The following is a 21090-nucleotide window of genomic DNA, read 5'->3' on the forward strand; positions in this document are numbered from 1 at the left end:
GGTGAGGACGGTGTCGTCGAGGGTGCCGGCGGTGTGGATGACGGCGGTGAGGGGTCGGTCGGCGGGGATGGCCTGGATGGTGGCGGCGAGTTGGTCTCGGTCGGCGGCGTCGCAGGCGACGAGATGGACGCTCGCTCCGGCGGCTTGGAGTTCTGCTGTGAGTTGGGTGGCGCCGGGGGCGTCGGGTCCGCGTCGGGAGAGGAGGAGGAGGTGTCGGGCGTGGTGGTGGGTGACGAGGTGGCGGGCGAGGGCGGTGCCGAGGGTGCCGGTCGCGCCGGTGATCAACACCGTCCCCTCGCCCCAGGCGGGAGCCGCGGGGGCGGTGGGGGCCTCGACCCGGCTGAGTAGCGGGGTCAGGAACTGGCCCTCGCGGTGGGCAAGTTGAGCATGGCCGAGGCCGAGAGTCGTGGTGACCAGGGCTGAGTACTCGCTTTCCTCCAAGGCCGACTGCGGGTCCAGGTCGAGAAGGACGATCTGGTCGGGGTTCTCGGTCTGCGCGGTGCGGACGAGTCCCCAGACGGGAGCGTGGGTGAGGTCCGTGATGCCCTCGTCCGGCCTCGTCGCCACCGCGCCCCGGGTGAGGACCACGAGCGGACCCTCCGAGGGTTCGGCCAGCCACCGCTGGACCTCACGCAGCGCCAGGTGCAGTGCTTCCCGCACAGCCGCCGGGTCCGACGCCGTACCGGGGGCCGTCAGGTCCAGCACCTGAGGTGTGGCCCCCGCATACCGCGTATCGCCCTGAGGTGTGGCGGGAGCCCAGGTCATCCGCAGGAGCCCGTCCCGGCCGGCGGTTCCGGCACCCGCACTCGCACCGGCCCGGCGCAGGGCGTCGAGATCGAGCGGCCGCAGATGCAGGGTCTCGACGGTGGTCACCGGACGGCCGGTCGGGTCGGCGGCCGTGAGCGCGACTGTGTCGGGGCCCGTCGGCGAGATCCGCACGCGGAGGGTGGTCGCGCCGACCGCGTGCAGGGTGACGCCGTTCCAGGAGAACGGCAGGACGGCGGGCCGGTCCGGGGCGGCGACCCCGGGCAGGAGCGGGTGGAGTGCCGCGTCCAGCAGGGCGGGGTGCAGCAGGAACCGCCCGGCCTGGGCCTGCTCGTCCTCCGGGAGGGCCACCTCGGCGTAGAGGCCGGCGTCGTCATCCGTCCAGAGCCGGGTCAGGCCCTGGAACGCGGGCCCGTACGCGTACTCATGGTCGGCGAGCCGGTCGTACACCCCGTCCAGCGGCACCTCCACCGCACCGGCCGGCGGCCAGGCACCGTCCGACCCCGACCCCGGCTCCGGGGGCTCGGTCCCGAGCGTGCCGCTCGCGTTCAGCGTCCACCCGCCCGCGCCCTCGCCCTCGCCCAGGCCCCCGGACTCGCTGTCGGCACGGGAGTGGATCGCCACGCCCCGCCGCCCCGACTCGTCCGCCGCGTCCACCACGAGCTGGACCTGAACGCCGCCCGTCGCGGGCAGCACCAGGGGCGCGGAGAAGGTCAGTTCCTCCACGGCCGGGGTGTCGATCTGCCCGCCCGCCCACACGGCGAGCTCCAGCAGACCGGTGGCAGGGACGAGGACGGTCCCGGCCACGGCGTGGTCCGCCAGCCACGGGTGCGTCCGCGTCGAGAGGCGGCCGGTGAACAGATACGCGTCCCGGTCGGCGAGGCGTACGGCCGCGCCCAGCAGCGGGTGACCGGCCGGGGTGAGGCCCAGGCCGCCCGCGTCGGCGGGCGTCTCCGCCGCGTCCAGCCAGTACCGCTCGTGCTGGAAGGCGTACCCGGGCAGGGCGGTGGGCCGGGCGCCGGGGAAGACCGCGTCCCAGTCCGGGGACGCGCCCCGGAGGCGGAGCAGGGCCAGCGCCTCGGTCACCGTCTCCGGCTCCGGGCGGCCACGCCGCAGCGCCGGGACGAGGACCCCGGCCGCCGCCGCGTCCTCGGCGTCCTCGGTGAGGACGGCCTGCGCGAGGGCGGTCAGGACGCCGTCCGGGCCCAGCTCCAGGAACTCCGTCGCGCCCTCCGCCGCCAGATACCGCACCCCGTCCGCGAAGCGGACCGCCTCGCGGATGTGGCGGGCCCAGTAGTCGGGGGAGGTGAGCTGTTCGTCGGTGGCGAGGGTGCCGGTCACATTGGAGACCAGCGGGATGCGCGGCGGGTGGAGCGTCAGGCAGGAGACGATCTCGCGGAACTCGTCCAGGACCTCGTCCATATGGGGCGAGTGGAAGGCGTGCGAGACCGGCAGCAGCTTGGTGCGCGCGCCCTTGGCCCGCCAGGTGGCCGCGACCTCGGCGACCACGTCCGCGTCACCGGAGATCACCATCGCCTGCGGCCCGTTGACCCCGGCGACGGCGACCCGGTCGCCGTACGGGGCGAGGGAGGCGCGTACCTCGTCCTCGCCCGCCGCCACGGCGGCCATCGACCCGCCTTCGCGCGCGGCCTGCATCAGCCGGCCCCGTTCGGCGACCATCACACAGGCGTCCTCCAGGGAGAGGACCCCGGCGGCGTGGGCCGCCGTGACCTCGCCGATCGAGTGGCCGAGGAGGTGGTCGGGGACGATCCCGTAGTGCTCGAACAGCCGGAACAGGGCGGTCTCGACAGCGAACAGGGCCGCCTGGGTGAACGCGGTCTGGTCGATCAGCGCCGCGTCGGCCGAGTTCTCCGGGGCGAAGAGCACGTCCTTGAGAGGGCGCGGCAGTTCGCCGTCCAGGTGGCGGCAGACCTCGTCGAAGGCGGCCGCATAGACCGGGTTCGCGGTGTACAGCTCCCGGCCCATGCCGAGGCGCTGGCTGCCCTGGCCGGTGAAGAGGAACGCCGTCTTCCCGCCGCGTGCGGCGCGCGCCCGTGCCGTGCCCGGGGCGTTCTCGCCCCGGGCGACGGCGGCCAGGCCGCGCACCAGGGACTCGCGGTCGGCGCCGAGGACGACGGCGCCGTGGTCGAGCACGGCCCGCCGCGTGGCGAGGGCGTGGCCGACGTCGGCCGGACGCACCGGCTCGGTGGCGTCGAGGACGAACCGCCGCAGCCGCTCCGCCTGGGCGCGCAGCGCCTGTTCGGTCTTCCCGGAGACGATCCAGGGCACGACGGCCGCCACGGCCACCCCGGACGCTTCGGTCCCGGTCCCGGTCCCGGTCGCCGTGCCGGGCTCGGCGGTGCGCGGGACCGGCCGGGGCTCGGGGGCCTGCTCCAGCACCACATGCGCGTTGGTGCCGCTGATGCCGAAGGAGGAGACCCCGGCCCGGCGGGGGCGGCCGTCCGCCTCGGGCCAGTCGCGGGCCTCGGTGAGGAGTTCGAGGCCGCCCGCGTCCCAGTCGATGTGCGGGGAACGCTCCTCGGCGTGCAGGGTCCTGGGCAGGGTGCCGTTCCGTATCGCCTGGACCATCTTGATGACGCCGCCGACCCCGGCCGCGGCCTGCGCGTGCCCGATGTTCGACTTCAGCGAGCCGAGGTAGAGGGGCCGGTCCTCGGGGCGGTCCTCGCCGTAGGTGGCGAGCAGCGCCTGCGCCTCGATGGGGTCGCCCAGGGTCGTGCCGGTGCCGTGGGCCTCCACCGCGTCCACATCGGCGGTGGTGAGACCCGCCGTGGCCAGGGCCTGGCGGATGACGCGTTCCTGGGAGGGGCCGTTGGGCGCGGTCAGGCCGTTGCTGGCCCCGTCCTGGTTGACGGCCGAGCCCCGGATCACGGCGAGTACCTGGTGTCCGTTGCGCCGCGCGTCGGACAGCCGCTCGACGAGAAGCAGGCCGACGCCCTCGCTCCAGCCCGTGCCGCCCGCGTCGGCGGAGAAGGACCGGCAGCGGCCGTCCTCGGAGAGGCCGCGCTGGCGGGAGAACTCCACGAAGGTGTGCGGGCTGTTCATCACCGTCACGCCGCCCGCGAGGGCCAGGTCGCATTCACCGGACCGCAGCGCGTTCGCCGCCAGGTGCATCGCGACCAGGGAGGACGAGCAGGCCGTGTCCACGGTGACGGCCGGGCCTTCGAGGCCGTAGGTGTACGACAGCCGGCCGGACAGCACGCTGGACAGGTTGCCCGCGAGCAGGAACCCCTCGAACTCCTCCGGGGAGGAGGCGAGCCGGGAGGCGTAGTCGTCGTACATGGCCCCCGCGAACACGCCGGTGTTGCTGCCCCGGACCCGCGCCGGGTCGATGCCGGCGCTCTCGAAGGTCTCCCAGGCGGTCTCCAGGAGGAGCCGCTGCTGCGGGTCCATCGCGGTCGCCTCGCGCGGGGAGAGGCCGAAGAACTCCCGGTCGAAGAGGTCGGCGTCGTGCAGGAAGCCGCCGTGGCGGGTGTAGGAGGTGCCGGTGTGCTCCGGGTCCGGGTCGTAGAGGCGCTCCAGGTCCCAGCCCCGGTTGACGGGGAACTCGCTGATGGCGTCGGTGCCTTCGGCGACCAGCCGCCACAGGTCCTCCGGGGAGGACACCCCGCCCGGGAAGCGGCAGGCCATGCCGACGATCGCGATCGGTTCGTCGGATGTCCCGCCCCTCGGCCGCCGTGCGGCGGCACCCGCCGCGGGAGCCTTCGCCTCGCTGACGCGGGTGAGCAGGTACGCGGTCAGCGCGGCCGGGGTCGGATGGTCGAAGACGGCCGTGGCCGGGAGCTTCAGACCGGTGGCCGCGCCCAGCCGGTTGCGCAGGTCCACACCCGCCATGGAGTCGAAGCCCAGGTCGTTGAAGGCGCGTTCCGGGTCGACGGCGGTGGCCCCGGCGTGGCCGAGGACCCCGGCGACCGTGGTGCGGACCAGGCCGAGGACGGCGGACTCCCGCTTGTCGGCGGGCAGGGCCGCGAGCTGACGCACCCAGTCCGAACCGGACGCGCCACCCGCACTCGCACCCGCCGTGCCCGCCGCCCGGCGGGGCCGGGCGCGGACCAGGCCCCGGTAGAGCGGGGGCACCGGGCCGCCCCCGGTGCGGAACGCGGCCAGGTCCAGATGGAGCGGCGCGAGCAGCGGGGTGGCGTCCGTCAGCGCCGCGTCGAACAGGGCGAGACCCAGCTCGGGCGTGAGCGGGACCGTGCCCGCCCGGGCCCAGCGCGCCAGATCCGCGTCGGATAGCCGGGCGCCCATGCCGTGGGAGCCGTCCCACAGGCCCCAGGCCAGGGAGGTCGCGGCGAGGCCACGGGCCCGGCGGTGGTGGGCGAGGGCGTCGAGATAGGTATTGGCGGCCGCGTAGTTGGCCTGCCCGGCGGTGCCGGTGAGCCCGGACACCGAGGAGAACAGTACGAACGCGTCGAGGTCGAGCGGGGCGGTCAGCTCGTGCAGCAGCCGGGCCGCCTCCGCCTTGGGCCGCAGTACGGCGTCGAGGCGCTCGTCGGTGAGCGACGCCACGGTGGCGTCGTCGAGCACGCCCGCCGTGTGCACGACGGCGGTCAGGGGGTGCGCGTCCGGGACGGCGGCGAGGAGGCCCCTCAGCGCGTCGCGGTCGGCGGCGTCGGCGGCCATGACGGTCACCTCGGCGCCGAGCGCGGTCAGTTCGGCGGTCAGCGCCTCGGCGCCGGGGGCGTCGGGGCCGCGCCGGCTGCTGAGCAGCAGGTGCCGGACGCCGTGCCGGGTCACCAGGTGCCGGGCGACCAGCGCGCCGAGCCCGCCGGTCCCGCCGGTGACCAGCACGGTGCCGCCGGGGGAGAGGACGGGCGCCTCCGGGGCAGTGGCCGGGTCGGGGGACGCGGACGGGGCGGTGGCCGGGTCGGCGGACGCGGACGGGGTGGGAGCGGTCGATCGGGGGGACCGGGCGAGGCGGGGGGCCCGGAGCCGGCCGTCGCGGACGGCGAGCTGCGGCTCGTCGGCGGCGAGGGAGGCGGCGAGCGCGGCGGGCAGCAGACCCTCGGCGTCCTGATCGGGGCCGAGGTCGATCAGGGTGATGCGGCCGGGGTGTTCGGACTGCGCGGCGCGGACCAGGCCCCAGACCGAGGCGGTGGCCAGGTCCACGTCGTCGGTGGGGTCCACGGCCACGGCCCGCCGGGTCAGCACCGCCAGCCGGGCGTCGGTGAACCGCTCGTCGGCGAGCCAGCGCCGCAGCAGCCGCAGGGTCCGGCGGGCGGCCGTGTGCGGGTCGTCGTCGGTGGCGTCCGCTTCGACGCGTACGAGCACGGTGTCCGCGCCCTCGGCGGACGCGAACGGGTCCGCCGCCGCATCGGTCGTGGGCCCGAAGGCCGCCGCGGGCAGCTCCGCCCACGCCGGGTCCCGGTCGCCGTCGGCGGCGGCCGGTTCCGGGGCCGTCACCTCGGGCCAGTCGACGGTGAACAGCGCCCCGGCCGGGGCCGGTCCGGCCGCCGCGATCCGGTCCTTGGCGACCGCGCGCAGGGTCAGCGCCTCCACGGTGGCGACGGGCGCGCCCGTCGCGTCGGCCAGCGCCAGGGCGGCGGTGTCCTCGGCCACAGGGGTGAGCGCCACCCGCAACTCGGTGGCGCCGTACGCGTGGACGGCCGCGCCGCTCCAGCTGAACGGCAACCGGATCGTTCCGCCGCCGCCGGAGCCGGAGCCGGAGCCGCCGCCCGAGCCGCCGGAGCCGGAGCCCGCCGACCCCGAACCCGAACCCGAGCCGGAGCCCTCGGGGTCCGCGCCCGCGCCCGGTGCACCCGACCCCGCGTCCAGCACCAGCGGGTGCAGCACCGCGTCCAGCAGTGCCGGGTGGACGCCGTACTGCCCGGCCCCCTCGTGCAGCGCCTCCGGCAGCCGCACCTCCGCGAACACCTCCTCGCCGCGCCGCCAGATCCCCCGCAGCCCCTGGAAGGCGGGCCCGTAGGAGTAGCCGAGGGCGTCGAGGCGGGCGTACACGTCGTCCAGCGGTTCGGCCTCCGCGCCCTCCGGCGGCCATACGGCGAACCGTTCCGCCGTGCCAACAACCGGCAACCGCGCCTCCCCGGGCGCCAGGGCACCGCTCGCGTGCCGCGTCCACGGCGCGTCGGCGGGCGCCCCGTCCGGGCGCGAGTGGACGGTGAACGCCCGCTGCCCGGCGGCGTCCGGCGCGCCCAGGGTCACCTGGATGCGGACCGCGCCGCGTTCCGGCAGCGGCAGCGGCGCCTCCAGGGTCAGTTCGGCCACCTCCGCCGCGTCGGCGTGGCGGCTCGCCGCGCCCGCGAGCTCCAGGAACGCGGTCGCGGGCAGCAGCACGGTGCCGCTGACGGTGTGGTCGGCCAGCCAGGGGTGCGCGGCGAGCGAGAGCCGGCCGGTGAACACGGTGTCCTCGCGGTCGGCCAGCTCCACCGCCGCCGTGAGCAGCGGGTGCCCGGCCGTCTCCAGGCCCAGGGAGGCGGCGTCGGTGCGCGGGGTGCGGGAGGGCAGCCAGAAGTGCTCCCGCTGGAAGGCGTAGGTGGGCAGCTCGGTGCGCCGGGCGCCGGGGAAGAAGGTGGCCGCGTCCAGCGGCGCGCCGTGCGCGTACGCCTCCGCGACGCCCGCCGCGAAGGAGGCCCCCTCGTCGCGGCCCGCGCGCAGCAGGGGCACGGCCGTGACCGGGGCGTCCTCCAGGGTCCGCCGGGCCAGGGCGGTGAGCACCGCGTCCGGGCCGAGTTCGACGAGGACGCCCACGCCCTGCCGGGCCAGTTCCCGGGCCGCGTCCGCGAAGCGCACGGTCGCGCGGATCTGCCGGGCCCAGTGGTCGGGGGAGGTCAGCTCCTCCACGGTGGCGGTCTCGCCGGTGACCGTGGAGACGACCGGGATGCGCGGCGGTGCGAAGGTGACACCCGCCGTCACGTCCCGGAACTCGTCCAGGACCGCGTCCATGTGCGGCGAGTGGAAGGCATGGCTCACCGTCAGCCGGTGTGTTCGCCGCCCCCGCTCCCGCCAGCCCTCGGCGACCCGTTCGACGGCCTCCGCGTCGCCCGCGATCACCACGGAACGCGGTGCGTTGACCGCGGCGACCGCGACGGAGTCCGCCAGGCCGGTGAGCGAGTCCAGGACCTCCGCCTCCTCGGCCTCGACGGCGACCATCGCGCCGCCCGCCGGGGCGGACTGCATCAGCCGGCCGCGGGCCGCGACCAGGCGGGCCGCGTCGCCGAGGGTGAGGACCCCGGCGGCGTGCGCGGCGGCGAGTTCGCCGACCGAGTGGCCGGTGAGCACGTCGGGTGTCATGCCGTGGTGCTCCAGCAGCCGGAACAGGGCGGTCTCGACGGCGAACAGGGCGGGCTGGGTGTAGGTGGTCTCGTCCAGCAGCGCGGCCGTGGCGGACCCCGGTTCGGCGGCCAGGACCTCGCGCAGCGGGGTGGGCAGCAGGCCGTCGAAGGCGTCGAGGGCGGCGTCGAAGGCGGCGGCGAACACCGGGTGGGCCGCCCGCAGTCCGGTGCCCATCCGGGCCCGCTGGGCGCCCTGGCCGGTGAAGAGGAAGGCGGTCCGGGCGGGCCCCTCGGCGGTGCCCCGGAGCACGGACGGGGAGTCGGTGCCGGCGGCCAGGGCGTCGAGGCCCGCGAGGAGTTCGGCGCGGTCGGTGCCGAGGACCACGGCGCGCCGCTCGAAGGCGGCCCGGCCGGTGGCGAGGGAGAGGCCGGTGGCGGCCGGGTCGGCGCCGGTCCGCGTCAGATGGCCGCGCAGCCGTTCCGCCTGGGCCCGCAGCGCCGTGTCGTCCCGCGCGGACAGCACCCACGGCAGCGGCAGCGCCGGGGCCTCGGCCGGGGTCCCGGCGCTCGGCGCTGCCGGCTCCGGCTCGGGGGCCTGCTCCAGGACGATGTGCGCGTTGGTGCCGCTGATGCCGAAGGAGGAGACCCCGGCCCGGCGGGGGCGGCCGTCCGCCTCGGGCCAGTCGCGGGCCTCGGTGAGGAGTTCGAGGCCGCCCGCGTCCCAGTCGATGTGCGGGGAACGCTCCTCGGCGTGCAGGGTCCTGGGCAGGGTGCCGTTCCGTATCGCCTGGACCATCTTGATGACGCCGCCGACCCCGGCCGCGGCCTGCGCGTGCCCGATGTTCGACTTCAGCGACCCCAGGTACAGCGGGCGCCCGCTGTCCCGGTCCTGGCCGTAGGTGGCGAGCAGGGCCTCCGCCTCGATGGGGTCGCCGAGCCGGGTGCCGGTGCCGTGCGCCTCGACCGCGTCCACGTCCCCGGGGGCGAGCCCGGAGTCGGCGAGGGCCTGGCGGATGACGCGTTCCTGGGAGGGGCCGTTGGGGGCGGTCAGCCCGTTGCTGGCGCCGTCCTGGTTGACGGCGGAGCCCCGGATCACGGCGAGGACCGGGTGCCCGTTCCGCCGCGCGTCCGACAGCCGCTCGACGAGGAGCAGGCCGACGCCCTCGGCCCACCCGGTGCCGTCCGCGTCCGCCGAGAAGGACTTGCAGCGGCCGTCGGGGGCGAGGCCGCGCTGCCGGGAGAACTCCACGAACATGCCGGGCGAGGACATCACCGTCGCCCCGCCCGCCAGCGCCATCGTGGTCTCGCCGGAGCGCAGCGAACGGATCGCCAGGTGCAGGGCCACCAGCGAGGAGGAGCAGGCGGTGTCGGCGGTCACCGCAGGCCCGATCAGGCCGAGTTGGTAGGCGATCCGCCCGGACATCACGCTGGGCGCGGAGCCGGTGAGGACGCTGCCCTGCACCGACTCGGGGGCCTCGTCCATCCGGGGCCCGTACTCCAGCGGGCTGGCGCCGACGAAGACGCCGGTCCGGCTGCCGCGCAGCGCCCCCGGGTCGATCCCGGCGCGCTCCACGGCCTCCCAGGCGGTCTCCAGCAGCAGCCGCTGCTGCGGGTCCATGGCCAGGGCCTCGCGGGGCGAGATACCGAAGAAGGCGGCGTCGAAGGCCCCGGCGTTCTCCAGGAAGCCGCCGTGCCGGACCGCGCTGCGGCCCGGGCGGTCCGGGTCGGGGTCGTACAGGTCCTCGTCCCAGCCCCGGTCCGTGGGGAAGCCGCCGACGACGTCCGCGCCCTCGGCGACCAGCCGCCACAGGTCCTCCGGCGAGGACACCCCGCCCGGGTAGCGGCAGGCCATGCCGACGATCGCGACGGGTTCGGCCTCGGCGGCATCGGCCCGGAAGGTGTCCGTGCCGTCCGCCTCGCCGGTGCCCAGGAGTCGGGCCTCCACGAACGCGGTCAGCGCCTGCGGGGTCGGGTGGTCGAAGAGGAGCCCGGTGGGCAGCCGCAGCCCGGTGGCCTCGGCGAGGGCGGCGCGCAGCTCGGTGGACATCAGGGAGGTGAAGCCCAGGTCCTTGAACGGGGTGTGCCGGGGGACGCGTGCGCCGGGCGCGTACTCCAGGACGGCGGCGATCCGCGCGTCGACCACCTCGGCGACGGCCCGGGTGCGGTCCGCGCCGGTCAGCCCGGCGATCCGGCGCCCGAGGCCGCCCCGCACGGCGTCCTCGGGGCCGGTCGCCGGCTCGCGGCCCACCGCCGCCGCGGGCAGGGCGAGCGGTGCGCGGCGGGTGCCGTCGAACCAGTGCCGCTGCCGCTGGAAGGCGTAGGTGGGCAGGTCGGTGGGGGTGGGGGCGGTGCCGCCGCCGTACACGGCGGCCCAGTCCACGGCGGCGCCGCGCACGAACGCGGTCGCCAGGGCGAGGACGGCGCTCACGGCCTCGGGACGGCCGGCGCGCAGCACGGGCACGGCGGTCACCGCGCCGGGGTCGCGGACCCCGTCGGCGGCGAGGGCGGACAGGACGCCGTCCGGGCCGAGTTCGAGGAGGGTGGCCGCGCCGGCGGACTCCAGGGTGCGCACCGCGTCCAGGAAGCGGACCGGGCGGCGCACCTGCTCGACCCAGTAGCCGGGGGAGGTGAGCTGTTCGGCGGTGGCAGGGGTCCCGGTGACGGCGGAGACGACGGGGATACGCGGCGGCGCGTACGCCAGCGACTCGGCGACGGTCCGGAACTCGTCCAGCATCGCGTCCATGCGCGGGGAGTGGAAGGCGTGGCTGACGGTGAGCCGCTTGGTGCGCCGGCCGCGGTCGGCGAGGAGGGCGGCCACGGCGAGGGCGGGCTCCTCGTCGCCGGAGAGGACCACGGACCGGGGGCCGTTGACGGCGGCCAGGCCGAGCCGTGCCTCGTGCCCGGCGAGCAGCGGCAGCACCTCGTCCTCGGACGCCTCCACGGCGATCATCGCGCCGCCGCCGGGCAGGGCCTCCATCAGCCGGGCGCGGGCGGCGACCAGGCGTGCGGCGTCCGGCAGGGAGAGGACCCCGGCGACGTGCGCGGCGGCCAGTTCGCCGATGGAGTGCCCGGCCAGCGCGTCCGGGCGCAGGCCCCAGGACTCCAGCAGCCGGAACAGGGCCACCTCGACGGCGAACAGGGCGGGCTGGGTGTACCCGGTCCGGTCCAGGCCCTCGCCGTCCGCGACCACCTCGGCGAGCGGGCGGTCCAGCAGCGGGGCGAAGGCGGCGGCGACGGCGTCGAAGGCGGCCGCGTACACCGGGAACGCGTCGTACAGCTCCCGGCCCATGCCGGTGCGCTGGGCGCCCTGGCCGGTGAAGAGGAAGGCGAGGGTGCCGGGTTGGACGGTGCCGCGCACCAGGGACGCGGCCGGGGTGCCCGCCGCGAGCGCGCCGAGGGCGTCGAGCAGGCCCGCGCGGTCGGTGGCGACGGCGACGGCCCGGTCCTCGAAGGCGGTGCGGCGGGTGACGAGGGCGTGGGCGAGGGCGGCGGCCGGGACCTCGGGGCGGTCGGCGGCGAAGGCGCGCAGCCGGGCGGCCTGGGCGCGCAGGGCGTCCGGGCCCTGCCCGGAGACCACCCAGGGCAGGACCGCCGGGGCGGCGGGGGCCTCGGGCGCGGCGGAAGGTGCGGCCGGGGGCTCGGCGACCACCACATGGCAGTTGGTGCCGCCCATGCCGAAGGAGCTGACCCCGGCGACGAGGGGGGCGTCGGGGCGCGGCCAGTCGCCGAACTCCCGCTGCACCGCGAGGCCCAGCTCGTCCAGCGGGATACGCGGGTTCGGCGTCTCGAAGTTGAGGCTGGCGGGCAGGGCCCGGTGGCGCAGGCTCAGCAGGGTCTTGATCAGGCCCGCGATCCCGGCGGCGCCCTCCAGATGCCCGATGTTGGTCTTCACCGAGCCGACCCGCAGCGGCCCGGCGTCCGGCCCGCGGAGGGTGCCGAGGGCGGCCCCGAGCGCGGCGGCCTCGACCGGGTCGCCCACCGGGGTGCCGGTGCCGTGGAGTTCGACGTACTGCACCTCGTCGGGCGCGATCCCGGCCCGCTCGTACGCCTCGCGCAGCACCGCCTCCTGGGCGGCGGCGCTGGGCACGGTGAGCCCGTCGGCGGGGCCGTCGTTGTTGACGGCGCTCGCGCGGATCACCCCGTGGATCCGGTCACCGTCGGCGAGGGCGCGGGAGAGCGTCTTCAGGACCAGGACACCGCTGCCCTCGCCCGGGACGAAGCCGTTGGCGCGGGCGTCGAAGGTGTAGCTGACGCCGTCGGGGGAGAGGGCGCCGAAGCGGGACTCGGTGACCGCGTTCTCCGCGAGGAGGTTGAGGTTCACGCCCGCCGCGAGGGCGGCCTCGGACTCGCCCGAACGCAGGCTCTCGCAGGCCAGGTGCACCGCGACCAGGGAGGAGGACTGCGCGGCGTCCACGGTCAGGCTCGGCCCGGTCAGGCCCAGGTGGTGGGAGACCCTGTTGGCGATGATGCCCCGGTTCACACCGGTCATGGTGTGCTGGGTGATCGCCTCGGCGCCGTGCAGATAGAGCAGGCTGGTCCAGTCGTCGCGCAGGGTGCCGACGAAGACGGCGGTCCGGCTGCCGCGCAGCGCGGCCGGCACGATGCCCGCGTCCTCCAGGGCCTCCCAGGACAGCTCCAGGACCAGGCGCTGCTGGGGGTCGGTCGCGGCGGCCTCGCGGGGGGAGAGGCGGAAGAACGGGGCGTCGAAGTCGCCCACCGCGTCCAGGTATCCACCGCGCGGCAGGGCCGCGTCGCGCTCACCGTCCGGGCCGGTGGCGTCCTCGCCGTTCACATCGGCGGGGCGGCGGTCGGCCGGGGGGTCGGTGACGGCGTCCCGGCCCGCCGCGAGGAGGTCCCAGAAGGCCGCCGGGTCCGGTGCCCCCGGCAGCCGGCAGGACATCCCGATGACGGCGATCGGCTCGTACGGCGCTCCCGATCCATCGGTGGCCAAGGTGTCGTGTCCGCTCGTCGTCACGTCGGGTGCCCTTTCCCTACTGCGTCTCACAACGGTTCAAGAATGCTGCTGGTTTTCGAAAACCGACCGTACCGCCGGTTGTTTATCCGTCTCTCAGTGCGCGACCACATGGCAGTAATCCGCGGAACGCGGAGAAGCGGCGGGTGCATTACCTGGCGATGGGTGGGGAGTGTTCGCACCCGGGCTAACTTCGGGCGGGAACACTCCGTATCGAACGCCCCGAAAGCGAAAGGCGAGGAAATGGCCGACACCACGCAGAGCCCGGTTCTTCCCAAGGAAATAGAGGAGCACGTCGAGAGCTATCTCACCGCGTTCAACGCGGGCGACGCCGACGCCGTCAACCGCCACTACACCCCCGAGGCGGTCGCCGTCTGGGAGCCCGGCAACCCGATCAGCGGCGCGGCGCGGGAGAACTTCGCGAAGGAGTTCCTGGCCACGCAGAAGCCGGTGATGCGGGCCGCGGTCCGCGAGTCGTACGTGACCGGGGACACCGCGCTCCTCGTCGTCGACTGGACGATGGAGGTCACCGGCGAGGGCGGCGCCAAGGAGGAGCTCCAGGGCGTCGGCCTCGATGTGCTGCGCCGCCAGGACGACGGCAGCTGGCTGTACGCGGTCGACGACCCGTTCGGCGAGCAGGTCCGCCCGGCCGCGTAACCCCGGCCGCACCCCCAACCCACGCACCACTCGCACCACTCGCACGACACGCACCACCCGCACCACCCGCACCACGGGCACCGCACACCGCACACCGCACACCGCACGCAAGACAACCGCACAGCGAAGAACCGCACGCAGAAGGACCGCACGGCTCCGGCTCGTCCCCGGCCGTGCGGTCCTTCGTGGTGCGTCGTGCGTGCGTCAGGCGGCCGGGTCCGCGACCGGGCGGTCGATGGCCATCAGCCAGCGGCCGTCCTCGCCCCGGCGGATGACGTCCGTGCAGGAGCCCTTGACCGGCACGAGGTTGCCCTCCTCGTCGGGCAGGCCCAGCTCGAAGTCGACGACGATCAGGGTGACGTCGCCGGCCGTGTAGGAGTGCTTCAGCGTGGAGTTGAGCGTCGGGCCCTTCGCCAGCATCTCCTTGATCGCGCGGGTGCGCTCGGCGCCGGTCAGCGGCGCGCCGGAGAGGTTGGATATCGCGTCGTCCCGGTAGAGGCGGTCGAAGACGCCGCCGTCACCGGAGTTGAACGCCTTGAGGAACACGTCGTTCTGGACGTCGGGGTCGTCGGTCAGTTCGAGGTTCCACAGCTCGGCGTCGGTGGTGGTCATGGCACAGCTCCTCTTCGGTTCGGTCGGGTTCGGTGTGTGTGCTGCGGTGTGTGTGCTGCGGTGCGGCGTGCGTGCGGTGCGCCGGGGCTCAGACGTCCCAGACGCCCGTGGCCGCCGCCTGCTTGGCCCACTCGGAGACATCGCGCGGCGCGCGGCCGAGCGCGTCCTGGACGCCCGTCGACAGATAGGCTCCCTTGCCCTTCCTGATCTGGCCGATCAGGTCGGCGACCATCCGCGCGTAGTCCTCCGGCACGCCTTCGGCGACCAGTTCGGCCACGTACTCGTCGGCGGTGAGCGCCACATAGCGGATCTCCCGGCCGGTGGCCGCCGCGATCTCGGCCACCGCCTCGCCGAAGGTCAGCAGCCGGGGCCCGGACAGCTCGTAGACACGGCCCGCGTGCCCGTCCTCGGTGAGCGCGGCGACGGCCACCGCGGCCACGTCGTCGCAGTCGATGAACGGCTCTTTGCCCTCGCCCGCCGGCAGCCGGACCTCGCCGGCGCGGATGCCGTCGAGGAGGATGCCCTCGTCGAAGTTCTGGGTGAACCAGCCCGGCCGCAGGATGGTCCACTCCAGGCCGGAGTCGCGGACCTCGTCCTCGCTGCCGATCAGGGACTTGCCGCCCGCGTCCTCGTTGGTGCGGGCCTGGAGGAGCACGATCCGTCCGACGCCGGCGGCCGCGGCCTGCCGGCAGAAGGAGCGCACGGACTCCTCCGGGTTCCACTCCACCGGCTCGTCGACCATGTCCACCATGTAGACCGCGCCCGCGCCCTCCAGCGCGGCCGCCCAGGTGGACTCGTCGTACCAGTCGAAGCGGGTGTCCCCGGAGCGGCTGGCGGCCCGGACGGCGTGGCCGCCCGCCCGGAGCTGTTCGGCGACCCGGCGGCCGGTCTTGCCGGTCCCCCCGAGTACGAGAATCGGTTTTCCGGTCACAGCTTCATTTGTCATGGGGTCAGTGCAGCATGTCTCCGCCGTGAATTCCACGGCCCTTTTCCCTTTGCGCTCTCGGTGGGGTCTCCCGCCCTTGCAGTGCCCGCCAACACATCGCCAACAGCTCTCTCCCGGGCCGCTAAGAATCCGGTAATCGGCCGGTAATCGCGTGGTTTACAGAGGTAAGTGGAACAGGTGATTACCCGGGCGTGACCGGATGCTTGAAGAAATCAGATCCGTGCCGGGTACGTTTCCGTGAGACGTGTCCGGCGTGTGCTGTTCCGCAGCGCTGCGCGCAGTTCAGCGACACGGAACAGGACAAGGATCCGGTGAGTTCCGCGGACCCCCGCCGAGTGCCGTTCCTGTCCCGACCCATGTGACCCATGCGACCCATGTGACCGAGGAGGCAGGGTGAGTACGACCGACGTCGCCGGCACGACCGTGCTCGACGAGGTGAAGCGGCTGGTCCCGACGCTGCGGGAGAACGCGCACGCGTCCGAGGAGCGCCGCTGGATCCTCGACGAGAACATCGAACTGCTCGACAAGGCCGGTGTGTTCAGGGCCGCGGTGCCGGTCCGCTTCGGCGGGCTCGGCCTGCCGCTCGCGGACCAGAACGAGATCATCCGGGAGATCTCCCGGGGCTGCGCCTCCACCGGCTGGGTGGCCATGGTGTGGCTGTCCACCGCCTGGATGGCGACCCTCTACCCCGACCGGGCGCAGGAGGAGATATTCCGGGGCGGCTCGGTGCGGGTCTCCGGCGGGTTCACCCCCGGCGGCACGCTCACGCCCACCGAGGGCGGCTACGTCCTCAACGGCACCTGGCGGTTCAACACCGGCAGCCACGGCGCCGACTGGAACATGACCGCCGCCCATCTGCTGGGCCCGGACGGCGAGATCACCGGCGAGTCCGTCGCCCTGGTGCCGATGGCCTCCATGAGCGTCGCCGACGACTGGCACGTCGCCGGGGCCGCGGCCACCGGCAGCTCCACCTCCACCGCGAAGGACCTCTTCGTCCCCGCGCACCTGGTGGTGGACGCCGAGGCGGCCGTCCTCGGCACCACCGGCGACCGGTCCAACACCGGGGCGGACGGCCGCAACTACGGCATCTACACCCTGGTGATGACCGAGGCGGCGGCCGGCTTCCTCGGCATCGCCCAGGCCGCCCTGGAACTCTTCCTCGACCGGGTGCCGGGCCGCGGTATCGCGTACACCAACTGGACCGACCAGAGCGCTCATCCGCTCACCCAGATCCAGGTGGCCACCGCCGCCAACAAGATCGCCGCCGCCGAGGCGCTGATCGGCCGGGTCACCGCGCTGCTCCAGCGCCGTGCCGACGCCGGCGAGCACCCCACCTGGGACGAGAAGGCCGCGGTCCGCGGCAACACCGCCTACGCGGTGCAGCTCGCCAAGGAGGCCGTCGAGGTCCTCTACACCGCGAGCGGCGCCAGCGTGATCGCCCTGTCGGCGCCGCTCCAGCGGCTGCACCGGGACATCCAGGCGCTCTCCCAGCACGGCCTCATGCAGATCACCACCAACCTTGAGGTGCACGGCCGCGTCCTGCTCGGACTCGACCCCGACACCCCGTTCCTCTGACCGGGCCCGCGCCCCGGCGGCGCCGCCCGCACACGGACGGCAGCGCGGAGAGAGCTGAAACGTCATGGCAACCAAGGTCACGTCATTCGCCGAGATCCAGCCGGAGTTCGAACGGTACGTCCGGGAGATCGTCTACTGCTCGCTGATCACGGTGGACCGGAAGGGCCGACCCCGGGCCCGCGTCCTGCTGCCGATCTGGGAGGTCGTGGACGGCCGGCCGGTCGGCTGGCTCGCCGCGTACAAGACCCCGGTGAAAACGGCGCACATCAAGAACAACCCGCATGTCACCTGTTCCTACTGGAGCCCCCGGCAGAACTGCGTCTTCACGGACTGCGAGGCCGAATGGGCCGAGGACCAGAAGACGAAGAACGAGGTGTGGGAGCTGTACCGCAAGGGCAGCCCCGCCGGGGTCGGATACGACCCCGCGCGGTACTGGTCCGGCGGCCCCGAAGACCCCGAATTCGGCCTGCTGCGCATGGATCCCTTCCGTGTTCAGGTCGTACGCGGACAGGACCTGAGGAGCAAGATCTGGCAGCCCTGAACCGTGCTTCTCAGTTCGTAACAACGTCACCATGAGAAAGGGAAAGTGATGTCTGCAGACAGCAGCACGTCCGACTTCACAGGAATCGACCGGGGCGGACCCGGGGAGGTGGACCAGGAGCGCAAGAGCGGTGCGGCTGCCGCCGCCTCCGCCGCCGCGCAGAACCTCGACCCGCGGCGCTGGAAGGCGCTCGCCGTCCTGTGCACGGCGTTCTTCATGATGCAGCTCGACGCGCAGATCGTGCTCCTCGCGCTGCCGTCCATCCAGGCCGACCTGGCGCTCACCGCCAGCGGCGCGCAGTGGGTGATGAGCGCCTACCTGCTGACCTTCGGTGGTCTGCTGCTCCTCGGCGGACGCTCCGCGGACCTGCTGGGCCGCCGCCGGATGTTCGTCATCGGTATGGCCCTGTTCCTGTTCTCCTCGCTCCTCGCCGGTCTGGCGTGGAACGGCGAGATCATGATCCTCGGCCGTGTGGGCCAGGGCATCTCGGCGGCGATCGTCGCCCCGACCGCGCTGTCCATCCTGATCTCCACGTTCACCGACGGCAAGGAGCTGAACAAGGCCCTCGCCATCTGGGCGGCCAACGGTGCCGGCGGCGCCATGGCGGCCCTGCTGGTCGGCGGCCCGATCAACGACACCCTCGGCTGGGAGTGGATCTTCTTCATCAACATCCCGGTCGCCATCGTGGTGATCGCCCTGGCCCCGCGCCTGCTGAAGGAGAGCAAGGGCGCCACGGGCACCCGGTCCTTCGACACACTCGGCGCGGTCACCATCACCGTGGCGCTGGTGGCGTTCATCTACGGCGTCGTCGAGGCCCCGGCCGTCGGCTGGACCGACGCCCGCACGGTCGGACTGCTCGTCGGCGCCGCGGTCCTCATCGCGCTGTTCGTCGTCATCGAGAAGCGGGCCAAGGCCCCGCTGGTGCCGCTGGAGCTGTTCCGCTCCCGCAACCTCGTCGGCGGCAACGTCGTGATGCTGCTGATCGGCATGGTGACCTTCGGCGCGGTGCTGGTGATCTCCCTCTACGCGCAGCAGGTCCTCGGCTACACCGCCCTGGTCTTCGGTCTGAGCACCGTCGTCTACACCGTGATGTCGGTGACCGGTTCGCAGATCGGCTCGCGCATCATCACCAAGTACGGCTTCCGCAAGCTCGGCGTGGTCTCCACCGTGCTGATGGGCGTCGGTGTGCTGCTGCTGACCCAGGTCTCGGTGGACGGCAGCTACTTCGCCGACCTGTTCTGGGGTCTGCTGATCTTCGGCTTCGGTCTCGGCCTCGGCTTCGTCGCCGTCTCCATCGCCGCCCTGACCGGCATCCCCGAGGAGAGCTCCGGCATCGCCTCCGGCATCAACACGGCCGCCTTCCAGATGGGTGGCGCCCTCGGTACGGCCGTCGCCTCCGCGGTGACGATCTCGTACACCACGGGCGGGGAGAAGCTGGAAGCCCTCACCAACGGCTTCCAGGCCGGCTTCGTCGCCCTGGCGATCCTCGCCGCGGCCAGCGTCGTGGTCACCCTGCTGCTGTTCAAGCCCCCGAAGGAGGAGGCGGGCAGCGGCGCCGAGCAGAACGCGGTGCCGCACTCCGGGCTCTGAGCCGGCCCGGCCGAGGACCGCACCCGATGGGCCGCCCGCACCGGGCGGCCCATCACCCGTCGCCGCCCACCCCCTCCGGGCGGCGCCGGCCCCGACCGACACCCGCGCCCCCGGCGGCGCGGACGGAGTACCACCCGTGAAGGAGTACCACCCATGACAGCGTGGGACATGGACCGAGTCGTCGACAGCCCCAACCCCGCCGTGGCCGAGCACGTCCAGCGCTATCTGCGCACCGGCGGCGCCAGCGGCTACCACGAGGGCGGCATGACCAACCTGCTGCTCACCACCGTGGGCCGCAAAACGGGCGCCCTGCGCCGCACCGGCCTGTTCTTCGGCTACGACGGCGACCGCTACGTCCTCATCGCCTCCGACATGCAGGGCGGCCCCGCCCACCCCTCCTGGTACCTCAACCTGGACGCCCACCCCGAGGTCCACGTCCAGGTGAAGGCGGACACGTTCCTGGCGACCGCCCGGACCGCCGTGGGCGAGGAGCGGGAAAGGCTCTGGAAGCTGATGACGGCACACGTTCCGGCGTACAACCACTACCAGGCGAACTCCACCCGGTTCGGACGGCAGATTCCCGTCGTCGTACTGGAGCGAATTCCCTAGCGGACGGGTGGTGAACAGGCGCGGAATCACCGGCCACGCGATGTCGCCCGGACAGTGAACGGGCCGATTGCGAAGGCGTTTTCGGTTACTCCCAGATGGACGTTCGATTGGTTGTCCCCGGATAGCGTGAATCGTCCACAGGCGGCAACTCGTCATTCAGGAGACCGAATTGAGCAACGATTTCGATGCCATTGTCATCGGCGCCGGATTCGCGGGCATCACCGCCGCCCGCGAACTGACCGCCAAGGGCCGGCGGACCCTCCTCCTGGAGGCCCGGGACCGCATCGGAGGCCGCGTCTACACGGAGCGGTTCGCCGGCCAGACCATCGAACTGGGCGGCGCCTGGGTGCACTGGACCCAGCCGCACGTGTGGGCCGAGATGACCCGCTACGGCATAGGCACCGTCCCCGACGTCGACCCGGAGATAGCGATCTTCCCCCAGCCGGACGGCTACCGCGCCTTCCCCGCCGAGGAGGCGTTCGCCCGTCAGCACGAGCTGCTCACCCGGCTCTTCGCCGACGCCGACGAGTACTTCCCCTACCCGCACGAGCCGCTGCGCGCCACGGAGCGGCTCGCCCGGGCGGACAAGCTCTCGCTGCACGACGCCATCAAGAACCTGGACCTCTCGCCGGAGGACGAGGGCCTGCTCACCGGTCTCGCCTCGGGCGAGTCCGGCGGCCGCGCCGCCCGCGGCGCGCTCACCATGACCGGCCACTGGTGGGCCCTCGGGAACCTGGAGCACATCGGGTTCCACGAGATCTTCACCCACCGCCTGGAGAACGGCATGATCAAGCTCGCGGAGGCGATGCTCGCCGACGCGAGAGCCGAGCTGCGCCTGAACACCGCCGTCGCCTCCGTCGAGGACGACGGCACCACGGTGCGGGTCACCACCCGCGACGGGCAGGTGTTCACCGCCGCGTCCGCGGTCGTGGCCGTCCCCGTCAACGTGTGGAAGAACATCGACTTCCGGCCCGGTCTGCCGCAGGAGTTCACCGACGCCTCCACCGAGGGCATCGGCGTGCCCAACGCGGTCAAGCTCGCCCTGCACATCCGCGGCGACTTCGGCCCGGTGTACGCCCAGTCCGAGGAAGGGGCCCCGATGGTGGGCCTGTTCGCGCACCGGGTCCTCGACGACGGCCAGCTCGTGGTCGGCTTCATCGTCGAGGACGACGTGGACCCGGACGACTTCCAGCAGGTCGAGGCGGCCGTGAAGCTCCTCGAACCGCGGGCCGAGCTGGTCGACTACACGTACCACGACTGGGGCCGCGACGAGTTCTCCCAGGGCGGCTGGGCCTACCGCCAGCCCGGCCAGCTCTCCCAGCTCCTCGGCCCGATCCAGCAGCCGCAGGGACGTCTCGCCTTCGCCAACGGCGACATGTCCAAGGGCTGGAGCGGCTGTGTCGACGGCGCCATCGAGACGGGCCTCGCGGCGGCCCGCCATGTGAACTCGGTCATCGGCTGACCCCTGCCGACGGCCGAGCCGGGCGGTGGACCCCTGCCGCCCGGCCTCCGCCGGCTCCCGGCCCTCCCCCCCCCCGGGGCCCGCGGCCCCCTAGGTCAAGCCCCCCGCCGT

General features: G+C 74.1%; 9 protein-coding genes. 6 read left to right on the forward strand and 3 right to left on the reverse strand.

The annotated features are described in order from the left end of the window. On the reverse strand, positions 1–12990 hold a 12990-nt coding region (locus ABZ457_RS29180), incomplete at its 3' end, for an SDR family NAD(P)-dependent oxidoreductase (RefSeq protein ID WP_359163604.1). A gap of 240 nt (positions 12991–13230) precedes the next feature. On the opposite strand from ABZ457_RS29180, the gene ABZ457_RS29185 reads away from it, so the two are divergent. Further along, positions 13231–13644, forward strand: coding sequence for a nuclear transport factor 2 family protein (locus tag ABZ457_RS29185; RefSeq protein WP_359163607.1), 414 nt, complete (start codon positions 13231–13233; stop codon positions 13642–13644). A gap of 204 nt (positions 13645–13848) precedes the next feature. Here the strand turns inward: ABZ457_RS29185 and ABZ457_RS29190 are convergent, their stop codons facing one another. Together ABZ457_RS29190 and ABZ457_RS29195 are read right to left on the reverse strand one after the other, a co-directional pair. Next, on the reverse strand, positions 13849–14256 hold the full coding sequence (locus ABZ457_RS29190) for a nuclear transport factor 2 family protein (RefSeq protein WP_359163610.1): 408 nt from the start codon (positions 14254–14256) through the stop codon (positions 13849–13851). 88 nt (positions 14257–14344) lie between these two features. Next, the gene (locus ABZ457_RS29195; RefSeq protein WP_359163613.1) at positions 14345–15202 is read right to left on the reverse strand and encodes an NAD(P)H-binding protein; all 858 of its coding nucleotides are present in this window, start codon (positions 15200–15202) and stop codon (positions 14345–14347) included. 393 nt (positions 15203–15595) lie between these two features. Between ABZ457_RS29195 and ABZ457_RS29200 the strand changes: the two genes are divergently transcribed. From ABZ457_RS29200 to ABZ457_RS29220, 5 genes are all read left to right on the forward strand, one after another. Beyond that, complete coding sequence (locus ABZ457_RS29200) at positions 15596–16777, forward strand: acyl-CoA dehydrogenase family protein (protein WP_359163616.1); 1182 nt, start codon at positions 15596–15598, stop codon at positions 16775–16777. A gap of 64 nt (positions 16778–16841) precedes the next feature. Next, on the forward strand, positions 16842–17318 hold the full coding sequence (locus tag ABZ457_RS29205; protein WP_359163619.1) for a pyridoxamine 5'-phosphate oxidase family protein: 477 nt from the start codon (positions 16842–16844) through the stop codon (positions 17316–17318). A 48-nt stretch (positions 17319–17366) separates the two neighbouring features. Then, positions 17367–18908, forward strand: coding sequence for a DHA2 family efflux MFS transporter permease subunit (locus ABZ457_RS29210; protein ID WP_359163623.1), 1542 nt, complete (start codon positions 17367–17369; stop codon positions 18906–18908). A 153-nt stretch (positions 18909–19061) separates the two neighbouring features. Continuing rightward, positions 19062–19517: a nitroreductase family deazaflavin-dependent oxidoreductase gene (locus tag ABZ457_RS29215; protein ID WP_359163626.1), complete on the forward strand. Its 456-nt coding sequence runs from the start codon at positions 19062–19064 to the stop codon at positions 19515–19517. A gap of 169 nt (positions 19518–19686) precedes the next feature. After that, positions 19687–20979, forward strand: coding sequence for an NAD(P)/FAD-dependent oxidoreductase (locus ABZ457_RS29220; RefSeq protein ID WP_359163629.1), 1293 nt, complete (start codon positions 19687–19689; stop codon positions 20977–20979). The last annotated feature ends 111 nt before the right edge of the window (positions 20980–21090 follow it).

Source organism: Streptomyces sp. NPDC005805, assembly GCF_040630445.1.
Lineage (GTDB): Bacteria > Actinomycetota > Actinomycetes > Streptomycetales > Streptomycetaceae > Streptomyces.